Raw genomic sequence first — 17,133 nt, 5'->3', positions numbered from 1 at the left:
ATTGCACCGATACTCCTTTATGCGAGGGGTGCAAGTAAACAGGAAGGCGTAAGCGCTGGCAACTCTTATGCCAAGCTGCCAGCAATTACGCGTAAAGGAAGGATAGTTGTTATCTGCCTGTACGGCGGATATAGCTGGCCGGGTCGACCGTGCGATTGTTCTTAAAGATCTCAAAGTGTACATGAGGACCAGTGGAGCGCCCACTGGACCCCATTTGGGCAATCACCTGCCCTTTCTTAACTACATCACCGAGCCCAACATTGAGCTCACTGTTATGGCCGTAGCGGGTGGAATAACCATTACCATGATTGATTTCCACCATATGTCCGTAGCCGTGACGCTCGTCAGCCCAGGTAACAACACCGGCGGCTACAGATACTACGTCTGACCCCATCTTACCGGCAAAGTCCACACCTTTATGCCAAGTGCGGCGCCCTGTGAAAGGGTCGGTACGATAACCATAGCGCGAGGACATCCAGCCTTTGGTGATCGGGCGCCCGGCAATAAATTGCTCATCCTCGAGCTGCAGGTTTGCCATCAGGGACTCGAGCGTATTGAGCTGCATTTGGCGATCATCTACTTTGTGAGACAAGTCACCAATCACTTCGAGAAACTCGGGGGGTTGATAGGGTAAATCTGAAGCTCCGGCGATGCCGGGATCTTCCGGACCACCCACTGCAGGCACAGCGCTAAATTCAAACTCGCCCTGATCGAGATTGGCCGCTGCGGTTAGGCGCTCACCCACAGCATCCAATCGGGTAAGGCGCGCCTGCAATTCAGCCAGTTTTACCGTGAGCGCAGCAAGTTGCTCGTGAGCCTCGCGATCGGCCTCCTCAATTTCCTGCTGCTGCTTACGTAAAGCGCGCTCCCAAGCCTTGGCTGTACGCGCATCAAATAAATCAGTTTTGGTCACGGGAAGATTGGCACCCAGGAAGAAGGCACCAACCGGGAGGCCCAAGAGGCACAAGCTCAATAGCGCCTTGCTCAGCCCACCAAAGTTGAAGCTGCGGGTTGCACCGCGCTCATTGACCAGAATTACTTTCATAACAAGCAGGAGAAGTCCGATATCTTGTAATTTTGCTGTCTCTGTAAGTGAGACGAGGCTCCAGTGCAATACCTCACACTAAAAGACCGGTCATCCAAATACCCAAAGGGAAACAAGGTTACCAGAATTACCCCAACCCTCTCTGGCGAATCTGTCACGTAAAAAAGCCGGCAATATAATGCCGGCTTTTTTATTGAGAGTTTAAACTGCCAGTATTGGCTTAACGTAGGAGATCGGAGCTTCTTGCTCTCCCTCGAATGTCACCATCTCCCATGCGTCCTTTTGGGTCATCAAATGACGCAGAGACTTATTGTTCAAGGAGTGGCCGGATTTAAAGGCTTTAAACTCACCGATCAGGCTGGTACCCAGAAGATAAAGGTCACCAATTGCATCGAGAATTTTATGTTTCACAAATTCGTCTTCGTAACGCAATCCACCTTCATTCAGAATGCGGTACTGGTCAATCACGATGGCGTTATCCACAGAGCCACCCTGAACCAAGCCCTTAGAGCGCAGATACTCAATTTCGTGCATGAATCCAAATGTACGCGCACGACTCACCTCTTTCACAAAAGAAGTACTGGAGAAGTCCACGGAAGAGGTTAGGTTACGCCCCTGGAATACCGGGTGGTCAAAGTCGATGGTAAAGGAGACCTTGAAACCATTGAAAGGCAGGAAGCTGGCTACTTTATCGCCCTCTTCCACGGTAATCGGCTTCTTAATACGCAGAAATTTCTTCGGCGCAGACTGTTCTTGAATGCCCGCAGACTGGATCAAAAACACAAAAGGACCGGCACTGCCGTCCATAATCGGTACTTCTTGGGCGGACAGTTCGACAATCGCATTATCGATACCCAGGCCCGCCATCGCTGAGAGCAAATGCTCCACGGTAGCGATACGAACATCACCCTTGACCAGGGTAGTGGAAAGTAGCGTATCGCCCACATTCTCTGCGCGGGCTTCAATTTCGACCACCGGGTCCAAGTCCGTTCGACGGAACACGATGCCGGTGTCTACGGGAGCCGGCTTCAAGGTCAGGATGACCTTTTTGCCAGTGTGCAGACCTACGCCAGTGGCGCGAATAGCATTTTTAAGCGTGCGCTGTTTGATCATGAAACTATCTTTTCCCAGTCGGTGGTCTACGCAAAACGCGCAGCAAGCCGCCGATATTAGCACAATTGCGACGCCAATACCAATTGTGGGCGTGTGGTCAACTTAACACACCGCCACCGTCCTTCTAAGGATAGTTTAAATAAAGATTGGAGCGCCACATCTCAGTCGCTGAGACAGCATTTTAAGACCATGAGCGCCGGGATCACTGTAAAAAATTGTTAATTAAACTCTTACTTGCCTATTTCCTTGCCCCTCATAGCAGAGAGTAACTCTGATAGCAGGTCTTATGGAACTGAGCAAACTTCTGATTTAGCAATACCAAAAGTGATATCAAATACAAAATTCTGCGATAAGCCGCCCCGCAGAGGCGACACCCAACAATAAGCTGGGTGGACATGAGCAGTGTACTGCCTCTGCGGCGGCTACTCTCAGTCTGCCTGACGGCGCAGGAAGGCCGGAATATCCAAATATTCCATATCGGCATCAGCAGAACTGAGCGACGGAGCGGGGCGCTTGGGACGCTCTACATCCACCCTAGGACGGGTGTCGGCCGCGCTCTCACGAGAGACTAGCCCTGCGGCACCGTGGCTTTCACGCATATCGCGCATATCCCGGCTCTCACGCATGTCTCGAGTCTCGCGAACATCGCGGGATTCACGCACTTCTGGACGACGTGTGTTATCTACCACTTTAGCCGGGCGAGCCGCAGGAGTTCCCTCACCCAGGCCAGCGGCTACTACAGTCACCCGCATTTCATCACCCAGCTTATCATCCACTGCCGTACCAATAACCACTGTGGCCTCATCAGAGGCGATCTCCTGCACGATCTCACCCACTTCAGAGTATTCACCCAGGGTCAACTCCTGACAGCCAGCTTCTTCACTGCCGGTAATGATGTTGACCAAAATACCGCGTGCACCAGCAAGGTTAACGTTATCCAACAGAGGACTGCGTACAGCCTTCTCCGCCGCTTCACGAGCGCGATTCTCGCCAATGGCAGAGCCGGAGCCCATCATCGCCATACCCATTTCAGACATCACCGTGCGTACATCGGCGAAGTCCACATTCATAATGCCGGGGCGGATCATCAGATCGGCAATACCCTGAACCGCTCCGAGTAACACGTTGTCAGCCTCTTTATAGGCAGACTTCATGGTGATTTTGCTACCCAATACTTCCAGCAGGCGATCGTTAGGGATAGTAATCAGGGAGTCCACTTTGTCGCGCAGTTCGAGAATACCCTCTTCGGCTACGACAGTGCGCTTGCGGCCTTCAATTTTGAACGGGCGAGTAACAACAGCCACGGTGAGAATGCCGAGCTCTTTGGCAATCTCGGCTACAATCGGCGCTCCACCGGTACCAGTGCCGCCCCCCATGCCAGCGGTAATAAACACCATATCAGCACCGCCCAAGACTTCAGCGATGCGATCGCGGTCTTCCAGAGCGGACTGACGACCGATATCGGGATTGGCCCCAGCACCTAGTCCACGGGTAATCGTATTACCAAGCTGTAGGATAGTTTGCGCTTCAATATCTTTCAGCGCCTGAGCGTCAGTGTTCGCGCAGATAAAGTCTACGCCCTCCACGTCGCTGGCAATCATATGCTTAACAGCATTGCCACCGCCGCCGCCGACTCCTATTACCTTGATGACAGGTTTATCCTGTACGCTATCAACTAGCTCGAACATCGCTGTTCCCCTTTCTTGCTCATGTCGAATTTTACAGCCACGCCTAAAAAAAATCCCTTATGGGACGGCTAATTCTGGTTGCATGCTATTACAAATTTCCACGAAACCAGTGCTTTACTTTGTCCCACCACTGATTATCGTTACGCACGGGCTGAGTTCTTCCCTCTGCAGCCTCTTCCTGCTGCATTGCGTACATCAATAATCCAACTCCGGTGGAGTAAATTGGATTGCTCACAATATCGCTCAATCCAGAAATTCCTTGAGGCACTGCGAGACGTACCGGCATATGGAAAATTTCCTCAGCCAGCTCTACAGCACCCTCCATTTTTGAAGAGCCTCCTGTTAAAACCACTCCTGCTGCGCACAGATCTTCAAATCCACTGCGGCGCAATTCCGCCTGCACCAGAGTAAACAGTTCGTCATAGCGCGGCTCTACTACTTCAGCCAGGGCCTGACGGGACAAATCCCGGGGTTCCCGATCTCCGACACTCGGTACTTTTATGGTTTCACCTTCCCGCGCAAGTTTTGCCAGAGCACAGGCATATTTTATTTTTAAATCTTCGGCGTGCGGTGTCGGGGTACGCAATGCCATCGCAATATCGTTAGTCACCTGATCCCCAGCGATGGGAATCACTCCAGTATGGCGAATTGAGCCACCGGTAAATACAGCAATATCGGTGGTGCCCCCACCGATATCCACCATACATACTCCGAGCTCTTTCTCATCTTCAGTCAGTACCGCGTAACTGGAAGCCAGCTGTTCGAGAATGACATCCTCCACTTCAAGACCACAGCGGCGGATACACTTCTCAATATTTTGTGCCGCATTGACGGCACCACTGACTAAATGCACCTTTGCTTCGAGGCGCACACCAGACATCCCCAGAGGCTCTTTTACCCCCTCCTGGTTGTCGATCAGGTATTCTTGCGGCAGCGTATGTAAAATTTTCTGATCCGCGGGTATAGCAACTGCACGAGCTGCATCAATTACCCGATCCAAATCCTGTTGGGTTACTTCACGATCTTTAATAGCCACAATGCCGTGAGAATTGAGACTGCGAATATGGCTGCCCGCGATACCGGCATACACAGAGTGAATTTCACACCCCGCCATTAGTTCTGCTTCCTCCACCGCACGCTGAATAGATTGCACGGTGGATTCAATGTTTACCACCACACCTTTTTTCATCCCGGTGGAGCGATGGGAGCCAATACCAACAATATTGAGGTCCCCGTTAGCAGATACCTCACCAACGATGGCAACCACCTTGGAGGTGCCGATATCCAGCCCAACAATCATGCGCTGATCGGATACTTGTGTCATTTTTGTGCCAACCTCGCTAGGCCATACCCCGGCTTTCCTTTCATTATCAACCGGATCAGCGCCTTCGCTTTTAAACTTTATCTTTCCACAGCGGCTACTGCCGCGTCCCTGTTTACTCTTGCTCGTTCTTCCACTGAACCGCTACCGCGTTACCGTAACGAGTATCTACCTCGGCTACTTTTTGTAAATAAGGAGCAAGTAACCCGCGACTCAAAGTGAGAAAGCGGTTAACACGCTCCAGCAGTGCCTCATGACCGAGTTTTAATTCAATTCCCGACATCAACTCCAGATGCCAGCCACTAAGGTCATCAAATGACAAGCGCTTTACTTCCATATCCCGCGTAGTCAAAAGCCCCGCAAGCGCTTGGTATTGGGACATAATTTGCCCAACCAACTCTTCATCCCCGGCGAGCTCGGGTAGTGTACCCACCTGCATTTGTTTCGGCCGTGGCAGCAGTGCACCACTGGCAACCAACAAACGATCACGGCCCCAGATGGCAAGTGGCTGCGCCTCGCTGACTTCAACAACAACGCCTTTGGGCCAGCGGCGACTTATGGAAACCTTGGTAATCCACGGTTTCTCCAGCAATGCTGCGCGCATCGCGCGGATATCAACAGAAAAAAAACCCGCTTGCAAATACGGCAGTAAAGTTTCTTTAATCTGCTCTTCAGTTACAGCATTAAAGGTTCCGCGAACCTCAACCTGCTCCAGTGCATCAACTCGACTGAGCTGAATCGCCGGTAGGTGCTGCCACAACCAGTAGCCCCCACTAAGCAACCCACCAAGCAAGAACATAAAGACACTGGTAAATAACCAGGGGCGCCAGTGGAATCCCCGCTTCTCTCTCTCTATGAGAGGGCTGGCACCACGAACCGAGGCCCGGGGAGTCCCTGTATTTTTTTTTTGTGCAGACCTCACTACCACTCAAGCCTCGAGATCTTTCTCACCCAGGCGCCATTCCGCCAACCTCTGTGAAAGAGCCCCAACATTACCCGCGCCCTGAGTCAGAACCACATCGCCGGGTTCCAGTAGATCAGCCAGGATCGGGGGAACCTGATCAACGGTTTCGACAAAAATGGGATCGACCTGGCCTCGATTGCGCAGGCTACGAGCCAAAGTCCGCCCATCCGCGCCGGCTATCGGTGCCTCCCCAGCACTGTAAACATCCAGCAAAATTAATTTGTCCACCTCGGACAGCACCTGAACAAAATCCTCAAACAGATCTCGGGTTCGGGTATAGCGATGCGGTTGGTAAACCATCACTAAGCGCCGATCGGACCAGCCGTCACGTACAGTCCTGATGGTTGCTGCCACTTCCCTTGGGTGGTGGCCATAATCGTCCACAAGCATCACTTTTTCTGCGTTACTGTCGTCACTAATAGAGAAATCTCCATAAATTTGGAAGCGACGACCGACACCTTGAAAACCTTGTAATCCCTTTTGAATAGCTTCATCACCGATACCCTCATCGGTAGCGACAGCAATTGCAGCAGTAGCATTCAATACATTGTGGATGCCAGGAGTATTTACCGAGACCTCAAGCAGATCACCCGCCGGGCGCTGCACTTTAAAATGGCTTCGCAACGGCTCCTGTTTAACCTCGACAATGCGGAAATCATTGCCCTCAGCAAACCCATAAGTCAGCACCGGCCGGGAAAACTTGGGTATTACTTCCTGCACATTGGCATCATCACCACAGACCACAGCAAGGCCATAAAAAGGCAGGTTATGAACAAAATCAATAAAGATCTGTTTGACCTTTTCAAAGTCCCCACCATAGGTTTCCATATGGTCCGCATCAATATTCGTGATCACCGTCACCATTGGTTGCAGGTGAATAAAAGATGCATCACTTTCATCTGCCTCGGCGATTAGATAACGACTTTCGCCCAATGCCGCATTGGCACCTGCCGAATTGACCAAACCACCAATCACAAACGTCGGATCTTTTTTATCCGCAGCAAAAATCGAGGCTATCAGGCTGGTAGTTGTAGTCTTTCCGTGTGTACCCGCTACGGCAATACCGTAGCGATAACGCATCAGTTCCCCGAGCATTTCCGCACGGCGCACCACCGGAATTCGGTTTTCGTGGGCAGCGACCAACTCTGGATTGTCGTCATGCACGGCCGAAGAGTTAACAACCACATCGACACCGCGGATATTTTCCGAACTGTGTCCAATTTCAACCCTAACACCGAGCTTTTGCAGGCGGTCTGTTACAGCTGATTCGCGCAAATCGGAACCAGAAACCTCGTAACCCTGATTCTGTAGCACTTCAGCAATGCCGCTCATGCCTGCACCACCCACACCGATAAAGTGGATGCGACGAATGCGGCGCATCGTCGGTACAGCATAACTTTTTTCCATATTGGCACGCTCAGAAGCCATACTTTCCAACCTTGATCCACTCATTTTTTATTTGCTATCTGACAAGAGCCAGCTGTTCAGCGCAGGCACCTACTACCTGCTCGGTTGCATCAATTTTTGCCACACTGCGCGCAGCTTTCGCCATCTCAAGCAACGCTTGAGGGTCCGAGAGAAGCTTCTGCAATAATTCTGACAGACTCTGTGCATCCATGGCGCTCTGCTGAATTACCACAGCACCACCGGCATTTTGTAACCACTCGCCATTGCGTGTCTGATGATCATCAATCGCAAAGGGAAAAGGCACCATAATTGCGCCCACACCAGCGGCAGCGATTTCCGACACAGTCAGCGCCCCGGAGCGACAAATGATCAAATCTGCAACGCTATAGGCATCGGCCATATTCGCAATAAAAGGTACAACCTCTGCCTCTACTCCCGCAGCCTTATAAGCTTCTTGGGCCAACGCTGCATGACGTTCACCCGCCTGATGAACCACTTTCGGCCGTAGGGATAACGGCAGAAGAGCCACAGCTTTTGGCACCAGCTCATTAATTGCCACAGCGCCGAGACTGCCACCGAGCACCAACAGGCGCAGTGGTGCCTCATTTCCGATACGCTGTTGCGGCTCAGGCAAACTCGCAATCTCAGTACGCACAGGATTGCCGACCTGCTTAGCACCAGGCAAACCACTGGGGAAAGCCTCCAATACCCTACTCGCGATTCGAGCAAGCAGGCGGTTAGTGGTGCCGGCAACCGCATTTTGCTCGTGAATAATCAGCGGAATTCCACTGAGTCGTGCTGCTACACCACCGGGACCGGTGGCAAAGCCACCGAACCCGAGCACCGCATCTGGTGCTACCGCCCTTACCACGGCACGGGCCTGGACCACCGCGCGAAAAATCTGCAGAGGTGCCTTGAACAAGGCCAATTTACCTTTGCCACGCACACCCTCCACACGAATACAGTGCAGTGGAATATTCGCCTCGGGAATTAAACGCGCTTCGATACCGCGCTGTGTACCCAGCCATTCAACACTGGCACCGCGCTCCTGCAAGGCTTTTGCCACTGCCAGTGCTGGAAATACATGGCCACCGGTACCTCCGGCCATCAGTAAAAACTTCTTATTGGCGAAAATTTTTTCTTCATGGGACATCAGACTACCTCCCCACTACCAACACCAGCACTGGTGCGGCGCCGGGCAAAAATTGGCAACTTCCCAAACAAACCAGGACTTTCCTCACTATCTCCGGCTTGCCCAAATTGCCCTCGCAATTCAGTGCGAATCCTCAAAGCCAACCCCAATAGGGCACAGCAAATAATCAAACTACTACCACCGGAACTGACAAACGGCAGGGTCAGCCCCTTAGTCGGTAATAACCCTGAAGCCACTCCCATATTCACAAAAGCCTGGCCAGCAATCTGTATTGCCATGCCAAATGCCAATAAAGCCGCAAAAAATTTTTGTTGCGCCAGGGCTTCACGGACCAAACGCAATAGCGAACAGGTCAGGAGCGCAAAAAGCCCAACAACAACCAAGCCGCCAAACATGCCCCACTCCTCGGCGAGGATGGCAAAAATAAAGTCGGTATGGGCCTCGGGCAGATAAAACAGTTTTTGCACGCTATTACCCAGACCCACACCAAACCATTCACCACGACCAAAAGCGATGAGCGATTGGGTCAACTGATAGCCACTGGCAAACTGGTCTCCCCAGGGGTCTAGAAACGTTAGCAGGCGCTGCAAACGATAGGGGCTCATCAGCGCCATCAAGGCCAAACCGCAAGCCGCTGCCGCCACGAGTAAAAACGTGTGGGGTAAGCGTGCACCACCCAAAAACACCATCGCCAGCACTGTGCCGGAAAGTACTACCACAGAGCCGAAGTCCGGTTGCAATAACAGTAAAAAAGCAACCATCGTGAGAATAACCACCGGTACCATAAAGCTGCTCCAGTGGTGTAATTGCTTGCTGCGCCGGGTTAGAAAACTGGCAAAAAATACCAGCATGCAAAACTTCGCCACTTCTGCAGGTTGGATAGTAATTCCCGCAAACACCAACCAGCGTCGACTACCATTCACCTCTCGACCAATACCTGGCACCAATACCACGATTAAAAGCAGACAGGAAAACAGTAGCAGTGGCCAAGATAGGCGCGACCAAATAGCCAATGGGATCTGGCTTACCAATAACGCCGCAATTGCCCCAATTAACAAGAATACCAAGTGACGCTTCAGGAAATACCAAGGGTCTGCATAAATATCTGTAGCAAAAGCGATCGACGCTGAAGCCACCATCACAACGCCGATGCTCACCAACGCCAAAACGCTAAAAGGTAAAAGAGCATCGAGAAAATCACGCCTGGTATTTAGGGAGGGCAATTCACTCATTGCCCCTCCCGTGAGCACTCACACAGCGTCGCTACAATATTGCAAAAGTCTTCACCACGCGCTTCAAAATTGCGATACATATCAAAGCTGGCACACGCCGGGGAGAGCAACACGTAGTCTCCGCTATGAGCCAAAGTTCGGGCCTTACTCACAGCATCCGCCATAGAATCAGCGCTGAGTGTCCTGCACTGACCGGCAAACACGCTGGCAATTTTGTCGCCATCAACACCGATTGAAACCACTGCACGCAAGGAGCCTGCGCTTTTCTTCAATGCGGAAAAGTCTGCACCTTTACCATCTCCACCTGCGATTAAAACTATTTTACGGGTTGAGGTCGCCAATCCATCCAACGCGGCCTGTGTTGCACCTACATTAGTGCCCTTAGAGTCGTTGACATAAGTTACGCCATGTAAATCCGCCACGCGCTCACAGCGATGTGCCAAGCCAGGAAAACTACGCAGCACCGACAGCATTGCCGCCATGGGCAGTCCCACTACACTACCCATGGCCAATGCAGCCAGAGCGTTGGCAATATTATGCTTGCCCACCATCGCCAGCTCATCGACCGGCAATAACTGCTCACTTCCTTGAGCCAACCACTCACGCTCCCCAGATAAGCACACACCAAACTGTTTTAAGTCCGGTCGATCAAGGCCGAAAGTCCACTCACGCCGCTCTCGCGACAGAGGTCCCTGGCTCAGGGGATCTTCGCGATTAACCACAAATACTTCTGCACCGCGATAAATCCGTTGTTTCGCCCGGTGATACTCCAACATACTGGGATAGCGGTCCATATGGTCCGCACTCATATTCAAAACAGTCGCTACTGTTGGAGTGAGGGAATAAGTTGTCTCCAATTGGAAACTGGAAAGCTCCAGTACAAACAACTCCGGTAAGGGGTCATCCAATAAATCGAGCACCGGTACGCCAATATTGCCACCCACCCGCACAGAAATGTTGGCGGCTTCAGCCATTCTGCCAAGTAGTGTCGTGACCGTGCTTTTGCCGTTAGAACCAGTAATCGCGGCCAATTTCGCTTTAGACTGCTTTCGCACTAAAGCCTGGGCAAATAATTCAATATCACCAACAACCGGAATACCCTCGGTAACGGCCTTTTGCAAAACCGGCTCCGCCAAGGGCACACCTGGGCTGACAATAATTAAACTGGCCGCAAGTAAAGTGTCTGGACGTAGCGGGCCGGTTTCCACCACGACCCGAGGAAACTCCCCCTGAAAAGCCGCAAGCCCTGGAGGGTTATCACGGCTATCCACCACCACCGGGGTATGACCATGACGCAGCAGGTAGCGCACCACCGATTGCCCGGTAGCGCCCAGTCCAATTACCACTTTATGCTGCGAGGAAGTCGCGATCAGGCTCATTGTATTTTTATCGGAGTTTCAGTGTTGCCAGTCCAGCCAGAACCAGAATTACCGTGATAATCCAGAAGCGCACGATTACCCTCGGTTCGGGCCAACCTTTCAATTCAAAATGGTGGTGCAACGGGGCCATGCGGAAAATACGCTTACCCGTCAACTTGAAGGACGCAACCTGCAGGATGACTGAAACAGTTTCCATCACAAACACGCCTCCCATAATAAACAGCACAATCTCGTGGCGAGTGATCACCGCAATGATGCCCAGTGCCGCACCCAAGGCCAGGGCACCTACATCCCCCATAAACACCTGCGCCGGATAGGTGTTAAACCATAGGAACCCTAAGCCCGCACCGCACAGAGCGGCACAAAATACGGCGAGTTCCCCCGCACCAGCAATCGCAGGAATATGTAGATAATCGGCAAACTCCGCATGTCCAGATAAATAAGCAATAATTCCCAGTGCCCCGCCTACCATCACCGTAGGCATAATTGCCAGGCCATCAAGACCATCGGTCAGATTAACCGCATTACTGGAACCCACCACTACAAAATAGGTCAGCAAAATAAAGGTGACGGGCCCAAGATTAATAGCGACGTCTTTAAAGAAAGGCACAAAGAACTGGGTTTCCGCCGGGCTGGTCGCACTCATAAATAAATATATGGCCGCCCCTAAACCGGCAATGGACTGCCAAAAATATTTCCAGCGCGCGATGAGGCCACGGGGGTTCTTGTGTACAACTTTTTTATAGTCATCGACAAAACCTACCGCGCCGAAGACAAAGGTCACCAGTAATGTGACCCACACATAGCGATTACCAAGATCCGACCATAGCAGCGCCGAAGCAAAGATCGAGGCGAGAATCAGGGTGCCGCCCATAGTGGGCGTACCGGATTTACTCAAATGTGTTTCAGGGCCATCGTCGCGAATCGCCTGCCCCACTTGCAAATGGTTCAGCCAGTTGATCATGCGTGGTCCAACAATCAGGGAAATCCCCAGTGCGGTAAGGGCCGCAAGAATTGCGCGGACAGTTAAATAATTGAACACCGAAAAGGTGCTCACATGTTGTTGTAATAATTCCGCCAGCCAAAGCAGCATTACGACTCCCCTCTGCTGTTGCCAAGCAGGGCCTGAGCGACCAGTTCCATACGGGCACTACGAGAACCCTTCACCAAAACAGTGGTGTTGTTATCTAATTCATGGGTCAGAGCCGCGATCAACGGCTCCCGCTCCCGATAATTCTGCAGGGGCTCATTGCCCCCATGGCTAAATGCCAAGCTGGCAGCAGTGCCTAATGGTCCCAGAGTAAACAGCGCATCAAGCCCTCGCTCTCGCGCCAGATCACCCACGTCGCGATGCATGCCCTCAGCATCTGGCCCCAACTCCGCCATGTCCCCAAGCACCAGGATTCGTTTCCCTGGTCGTTGTGCCAAAAGCTCAATAGCCGCACCCACAGAACCCGGATTCGCGTTATAGCTATCGTCGATAACTGTGGCTCCACAAATACCGCGCTGCTCCTGCAAGCGACCGCTGACACCTCTCAGGCTTGATAGCCCCTGAACAATTTCTTTTGCCGATATCCCCGCGGCAAAAGCACAGGCTGCCGCTACTAGAGCGTTATGCACGTTGTGCTCTCCAAGTAGCTGAAGCTGCAACGGGTAGCTAAGCCCTTCAATCACTAGGTCAAATCCGGCACAGCCACTATTATTCAGGACAATATTTTCCGCAAAGATTTCACATTGGCTGGCAAGCCCCACCTCTAAAGTGCGCACACCTTCGGGCATTCGCCCGCGCCAATAGTCTGCGTAATTATCATCGGCATTGATAATTGCGGTTCCACCGACATCCAACCCTGTATAAATTTGACCTTTGGCTTTGGCGATGGCGTCAATAGAACCAAACCCTTCAACATGAGCGGGCATAACATTATTGACGGCACTCACTTGTGGCTTGCCGATACTACACAGATAAGCAATATCGTCAGGGCCATTCGCCCCCATCTCCAAAATCAGTACATCGTGCTCTTCGCTGAGACCGAAAAGGGTTATCGGCAAACCGTACTGGTTGTTTAGGTTGCCTGCAGTCACACAAGGTGTGTGGCGTTGGGAGAAAATCGCCGATAGCATTTCCTTAACCGTGGTCTTGCCACAGGAACCAGTAATCGCAATTACTGGACCAGAGAATTTCTCACGACACAGCAGACCAATTTGTCCGAGTGCTACGGTAGTATCTTTCACCCGCCACTGAGGCAGGCTGCAACCCCGAACCTCCCGATCAACAACTAAGCCAAGTGCCTGACCATCAAGCTCTCCGACAAAATCATGAGCATCGAAATTGTCACCAACCAATGCAACAAACAGTGCTTGGGGGTTTAATTTACGAGTATCTGTGCACACCTCAGAAAATTCGACCGAGCCATTGATCAACTCACCACCGAAGCGCTCTTGCAGTTGCTTAAGAGATAACGACCCAATCACTGGGCTTCCCCCTTCATCCCTTCAACCTTGAGGGGCTTACCCATACGCCGAAGCAACGCAGAAGCTGCCTGTTCGCGATCGCAAAAATGAATTTTTTCGCTGCCGATAATCTGGTAATTCTCATGGCCCTTACCAGCGATCAGCACTATATCTCCCGGCTGTGCCGCAGCCACTGCCTGGCCAATAGCCTTGGCCCGATCAATTTCTACTTCAATATTACTGGCAGCACCTTCGAGGATATCGTCGATAATTTTTTGCGGCTCTTCACTGCGGGGATTGTCGCTGGTAACAATGGCCCGATCGGCCATTTCCGAAGCTATACGCCCCATTGAAGCGCGCTTACCAGTATCACGATCACCACCACAGCCAAATACACACCACAATTTCCCACGGCAATAAGGGCGTGCAGCGGCCAACGCCGCTCGCAACGCATCTGGAGTATGGGCGTAATCGACCAACACTCCCACTTCATAGACACCTTCGACTTGAACCCGCTCCATACGACCGGGCACCCCCTGAATAGAGGGAAAAACCGTGAGAATTTCCTCGAACGGCATGCCCGCCGAAGCAGCAGCAGCGATAACTGCAAGTGCGTTATAAATATTGAAATCGCCAATCAGCGATGCATTGAGTTCACCACTCCCCCAGGGAGAGCTGAGCTGGACAGAAAAGCCTTTTTCATGACGGCGTAAATCTGTCACATGCAGGTCGCCCGCCTGCAGGCCATAGGTCATTACACGCAACCCGCGCAATCTGCAACGCTCCGCCAGTTGAGCGCCGAAAGGGTCATCCAGATTTATAATGCCGCGCTTTAATTTTGGCAGGCCAAATAATTTCTCTTTGGCAGCCCCGTAGGCTGCCATATTGCCGTGATAATCCAGGTGGTCGCGGGAAAGATTGGTAAAAATTGCGGTATCAAAAATAAGACCATGTACTCGGCCCTGTGACAGGGCATGGGAGGAAACTTCCATCGCCGCAGCACCTACTCCGCGTCGGCAAAAATCGGCAAAATCCTCCTGTAGCCGCACAGGGTCAGGAGTTGTGAGCCCCGTCTCATGCAGCTCAATCACCCCGTGATTCCATATGCCATTACCAATGGTACCGATCAGGGCAGCGCTGCCAAAATGCCGAGCCAATAACTGGGAGGTGAGATAAGCGCAGGTAGTTTTACCATTGGTGCCGGTCACTCCCACCAAATGCATTTTTCCGCTGGGATTATCGTGGAAGCGCGCGGCTATTTCCCCCACCCGCTTAGCAAGCCCGGGTACGGTAACCACAAGGATATCCTTGTGGGTTTTACATTCCAGTTTGTCCCCATCTGCCAACACTACGGCAGCGCCAGCTTCTATTGCGGCATCAATATATTCCCGCCCATCCACGACAGAGCCGCGCAACGCCATAAAAGCATCGCCAGCTTTCACCTTGCGGCTATCCAGAGCTACACCACTAACAGGTACATCGGGTATGCTCGCGTATCCGGGCACCAATTCCTGCAGGGAGATAAATGATTGTTCGCGCTGAGTCACGACTTTGAACCCCTTCCGGTTAACTGCGCGGCCAGCTGCCGTTCCGCCGGCTCTTTAAGCTCTGGCGGTACTTGCAGCAGGCGCATAGCCCCAGCCATCACAGCGCCAAATACCGGCGCTGCCACTTCACCGCCGTAGTACTTCGCCTGGCTGGGATCGTCTATTACTACAACCGCGGCAAGGCGCGGCTTGTCTGCGGGAATAAATCCCGCAAATACTGAACGGTAGCGATTATCGGCATAACCACCACTACCAACCTTGTGAACAGTGCCAGTCTTGCCCGCCACTCGGTAACCCTCTACAGCGGCTTGACGGCCAGTGCCGCGGCTGCCAATTACGGTCTCCAGCATGGCGCTCACATCCTTAACGAGCGGCCCTTCGACTACCCGCTGCGCCTCAGAATCGGGCTTATCGTCAGATAGAATCAGGGAAACCGGACGTTTAAGCCCACCGTTAGCCAACACGCTGTAGGCCTGGGCCAATTGCACCCCATTCACGGTTAAACCGTAGCCGAAGGCAAAATTAGCCCGCTCAATTGGGTGCCAGCGGCTGCGGCTAGGTAGGATTCCCGGCGTCTCACCAGGAAAACCACTGCCAACCGCCTCCCCCAAACCCAGGCGGTAAAAGAGTTCTCGAAGCGTATTTGGTTCCAAATCCAGGGCAATTTTTGTAATACCCACCTGACTCGACTTGGTGATAATGCTGGTTAGATCCAACTTGCCGTAGTTGACCGGATCCACCAAAGTTTTACCGGGCACGCGGATATAACCCGGGCTTGTATCTATTTGGGTATGGGGCTTATAGCGACCTGTCTCCAGCGCCGCCAATACCGTCAAAGGCTTTACCGTAGAGCCCGGCTCAAACTGATCAATCAGGGCACGATTGCGCATGGCCGCCGCCCTAACTCCCTTGCGGTTATTGGGGTTAAAAGAGGGCTGGTTAGCCATAGCGAGGACATCGCCACTGTGGATATCCAAAATCACCATAAAACCGGAAGCGGCACCATTTTCTGCCACAGCACTTTTTAATTCCCGATAGGCGAGGTATTGCAGACGCATATCAATCGAGAGGCGCAACTCCTGACCGGGTTGAGCCTCTCTCTGAATAGCCAGTTCTTGCACCGTGCGACCTTTCAGGTCCTTAACCACCTGCTGCGCACCTGGCTCTCCGGACAACCAGTTATCGTAAGCAAGCTCAATGCCCTCCTGACCGCGATCGTCGATATTGGTAAAGCCCAATAGCTGCGCAACCACCTCGCCGGCGGGATAGAAGCGGCGGTATTCCTTTTTGCTGTAGACACCGGGCAAATCGAGAGACAAGACCCGCTCCGCCTGCTCTGGGGTCAGGTGGCGACGCAGATACATAAATTCCTTATTGCGGTATTTTTCCAGGCGCGCGGTCAACTTATCCGCCTTTAACCTCAGCGTCTTAGCCAGTTGCTTTACTTGTTCGGGACTGCTCTCGCGCAATAATTTGGGATTGGCCCAGAGGCTGTGCACCGGGGTGCTAACCGCTAACAGCTCTCCGTTGCGATCGACAATGGAACCCCGATAGGCGGCTATCTCCTCGGTACGGATGGTGCGCGCGCGCCCCTGATCCTGCAGGAAGCGATATCCCCGTTCCGCTGCAGGAACCACCTGTAACCGCGCCAAGTGAGACACCAGTGCCAGGGCGAGCAGGCACAACAGAACCGCTACCAGCACAAAGCGCCAGCGAGCGATTCCCGCTTGAACTTGCTTTTTCTTTACTGCGCCCATAATTTTCCAATTTGGCGTTATATTGTCATCCTGAGGGCAAACCTCTTAGCGGGGCGATTTAACCGGTACCCCGACA

General features: G+C 52.4%; 13 protein-coding genes. All 13 read right to left on the bottom strand.

All coding sequences use genetic code 11. From position 1 onward, the window contains the following. Positions 1-109 precede the first annotated feature (109 nt). Positions 110-1,045 carry a M23 family metallopeptidase gene (locus ACJJI0_RS20970; protein ID WP_252082956.1) on the bottom strand — a complete coding sequence of 312 codons (936 nt, stop codon included), beginning with the start codon at positions 1,043-1,045 and terminating at the stop codon, positions 110-112. A 201-nt stretch (positions 1,046-1,246) separates the two neighbouring features. Continuing rightward, on the bottom strand, positions 1,247-2,158 hold the full coding sequence (gene lpxC / locus ACJJI0_RS20965; RefSeq protein ID WP_252082957.1) for a UDP-3-O-acyl-N-acetylglucosamine deacetylase: 912 nt from the start codon (positions 2,156-2,158) through the stop codon (positions 1,247-1,249). Positions 2,159-2,586: 428 nt separating this feature from the next. Beyond that, positions 2,587-3,846, bottom strand: a complete 1,260-nt coding sequence (gene ftsZ, locus ACJJI0_RS20960; protein WP_252082958.1) for a cell division protein FtsZ — start codon at positions 3,844-3,846, stop codon at positions 2,587-2,589. 88 nt (positions 3,847-3,934) lie between these two features. Then, positions 3,935-5,170 carry a cell division protein FtsA gene (ftsA, locus tag ACJJI0_RS20955; protein ID WP_444884057.1) on the bottom strand — a complete coding sequence of 412 codons (1,236 nt, stop codon included), beginning with the start codon at positions 5,168-5,170 and terminating at the stop codon, positions 3,935-3,937. Between the two features lie 112 nt (positions 5,171-5,282). After that, complete coding sequence (locus ACJJI0_RS20950; protein ID WP_444884056.1) at positions 5,283-6,089, bottom strand: cell division protein FtsQ/DivIB; 807 nt, start codon at positions 6,087-6,089, stop codon at positions 5,283-5,285. Between the two features lie 6 nt (positions 6,090-6,095). Then, positions 6,096-7,538, bottom strand: a complete 1,443-nt coding sequence (murC, locus tag ACJJI0_RS20945; RefSeq protein ID WP_435583648.1) for a UDP-N-acetylmuramate--L-alanine ligase — start codon at positions 7,536-7,538, stop codon at positions 6,096-6,098. Between the two features lie 55 nt (positions 7,539-7,593). Further along, a complete protein-coding gene (gene murG / locus ACJJI0_RS20940) occupies positions 7,594-8,691 on the bottom strand; it encodes an undecaprenyldiphospho-muramoylpentapeptide beta-N-acetylglucosaminyltransferase (protein WP_444884055.1) in 1,098 nt (365 codons plus the stop codon). Continuing rightward, positions 8,691-9,923: a putative lipid II flippase FtsW gene (ftsW, locus tag ACJJI0_RS20935; RefSeq protein ID WP_444884054.1), complete on the bottom strand. Its 1,233-nt coding sequence runs from the start codon at positions 9,921-9,923 to the stop codon at positions 8,691-8,693. The genes murG and ftsW overlap by 1 nt, the downstream gene beginning before the upstream one ends. Further along, positions 9,920-11,302 (bottom strand): UDP-N-acetylmuramoyl-L-alanine--D-glutamate ligase, encoded by a 1,383-nt coding sequence (gene murD, locus ACJJI0_RS20930; protein WP_444884053.1) that lies wholly within the window; start codon positions 11,300-11,302, stop codon positions 9,920-9,922. Before murD ends, ftsW begins: the two co-directional genes overlap by 4 nt. 7 nt (positions 11,303-11,309) lie before the next feature. Next, the gene (gene mraY / locus ACJJI0_RS20925; RefSeq protein ID WP_252082965.1) at positions 11,310-12,395 is read right to left on the bottom strand and encodes a phospho-N-acetylmuramoyl-pentapeptide-transferase; all 1,086 of its coding nucleotides are present in this window, start codon (positions 12,393-12,395) and stop codon (positions 11,310-11,312) included. Then, a complete protein-coding gene (locus tag ACJJI0_RS20920; protein WP_444884052.1) occupies positions 12,395-13,774 on the bottom strand; it encodes a UDP-N-acetylmuramoyl-tripeptide--D-alanyl-D-alanine ligase in 1,380 nt (459 codons plus the stop codon). Before ACJJI0_RS20920 ends, mraY begins: the two co-directional genes overlap by 1 nt. Further along, entirely contained in the window at positions 13,771-15,300 is a 1,530-nt protein-coding gene (locus ACJJI0_RS20915; RefSeq protein WP_252082967.1) for a UDP-N-acetylmuramoyl-L-alanyl-D-glutamate--2,6-diaminopimelate ligase, read from the bottom strand. The genes ACJJI0_RS20920 and ACJJI0_RS20915 overlap by 4 nt, the downstream gene beginning before the upstream one ends. Continuing rightward, complete coding sequence (locus ACJJI0_RS20910) at positions 15,297-17,057, bottom strand: peptidoglycan D,D-transpeptidase FtsI family protein (protein ID WP_444884051.1); 1,761 nt, start codon at positions 17,055-17,057, stop codon at positions 15,297-15,299. The genes ACJJI0_RS20915 and ACJJI0_RS20910 overlap by 4 nt, the downstream gene beginning before the upstream one ends. Between the last annotated feature and the right edge of the window lie 76 nt (positions 17,058-17,133).

It is taken from the genome of Microbulbifer mixtoriginis (SeqCode) (assembly GCF_052466695.1).
This window is presented reverse-complemented; position numbering and strand designations above follow the sequence as displayed.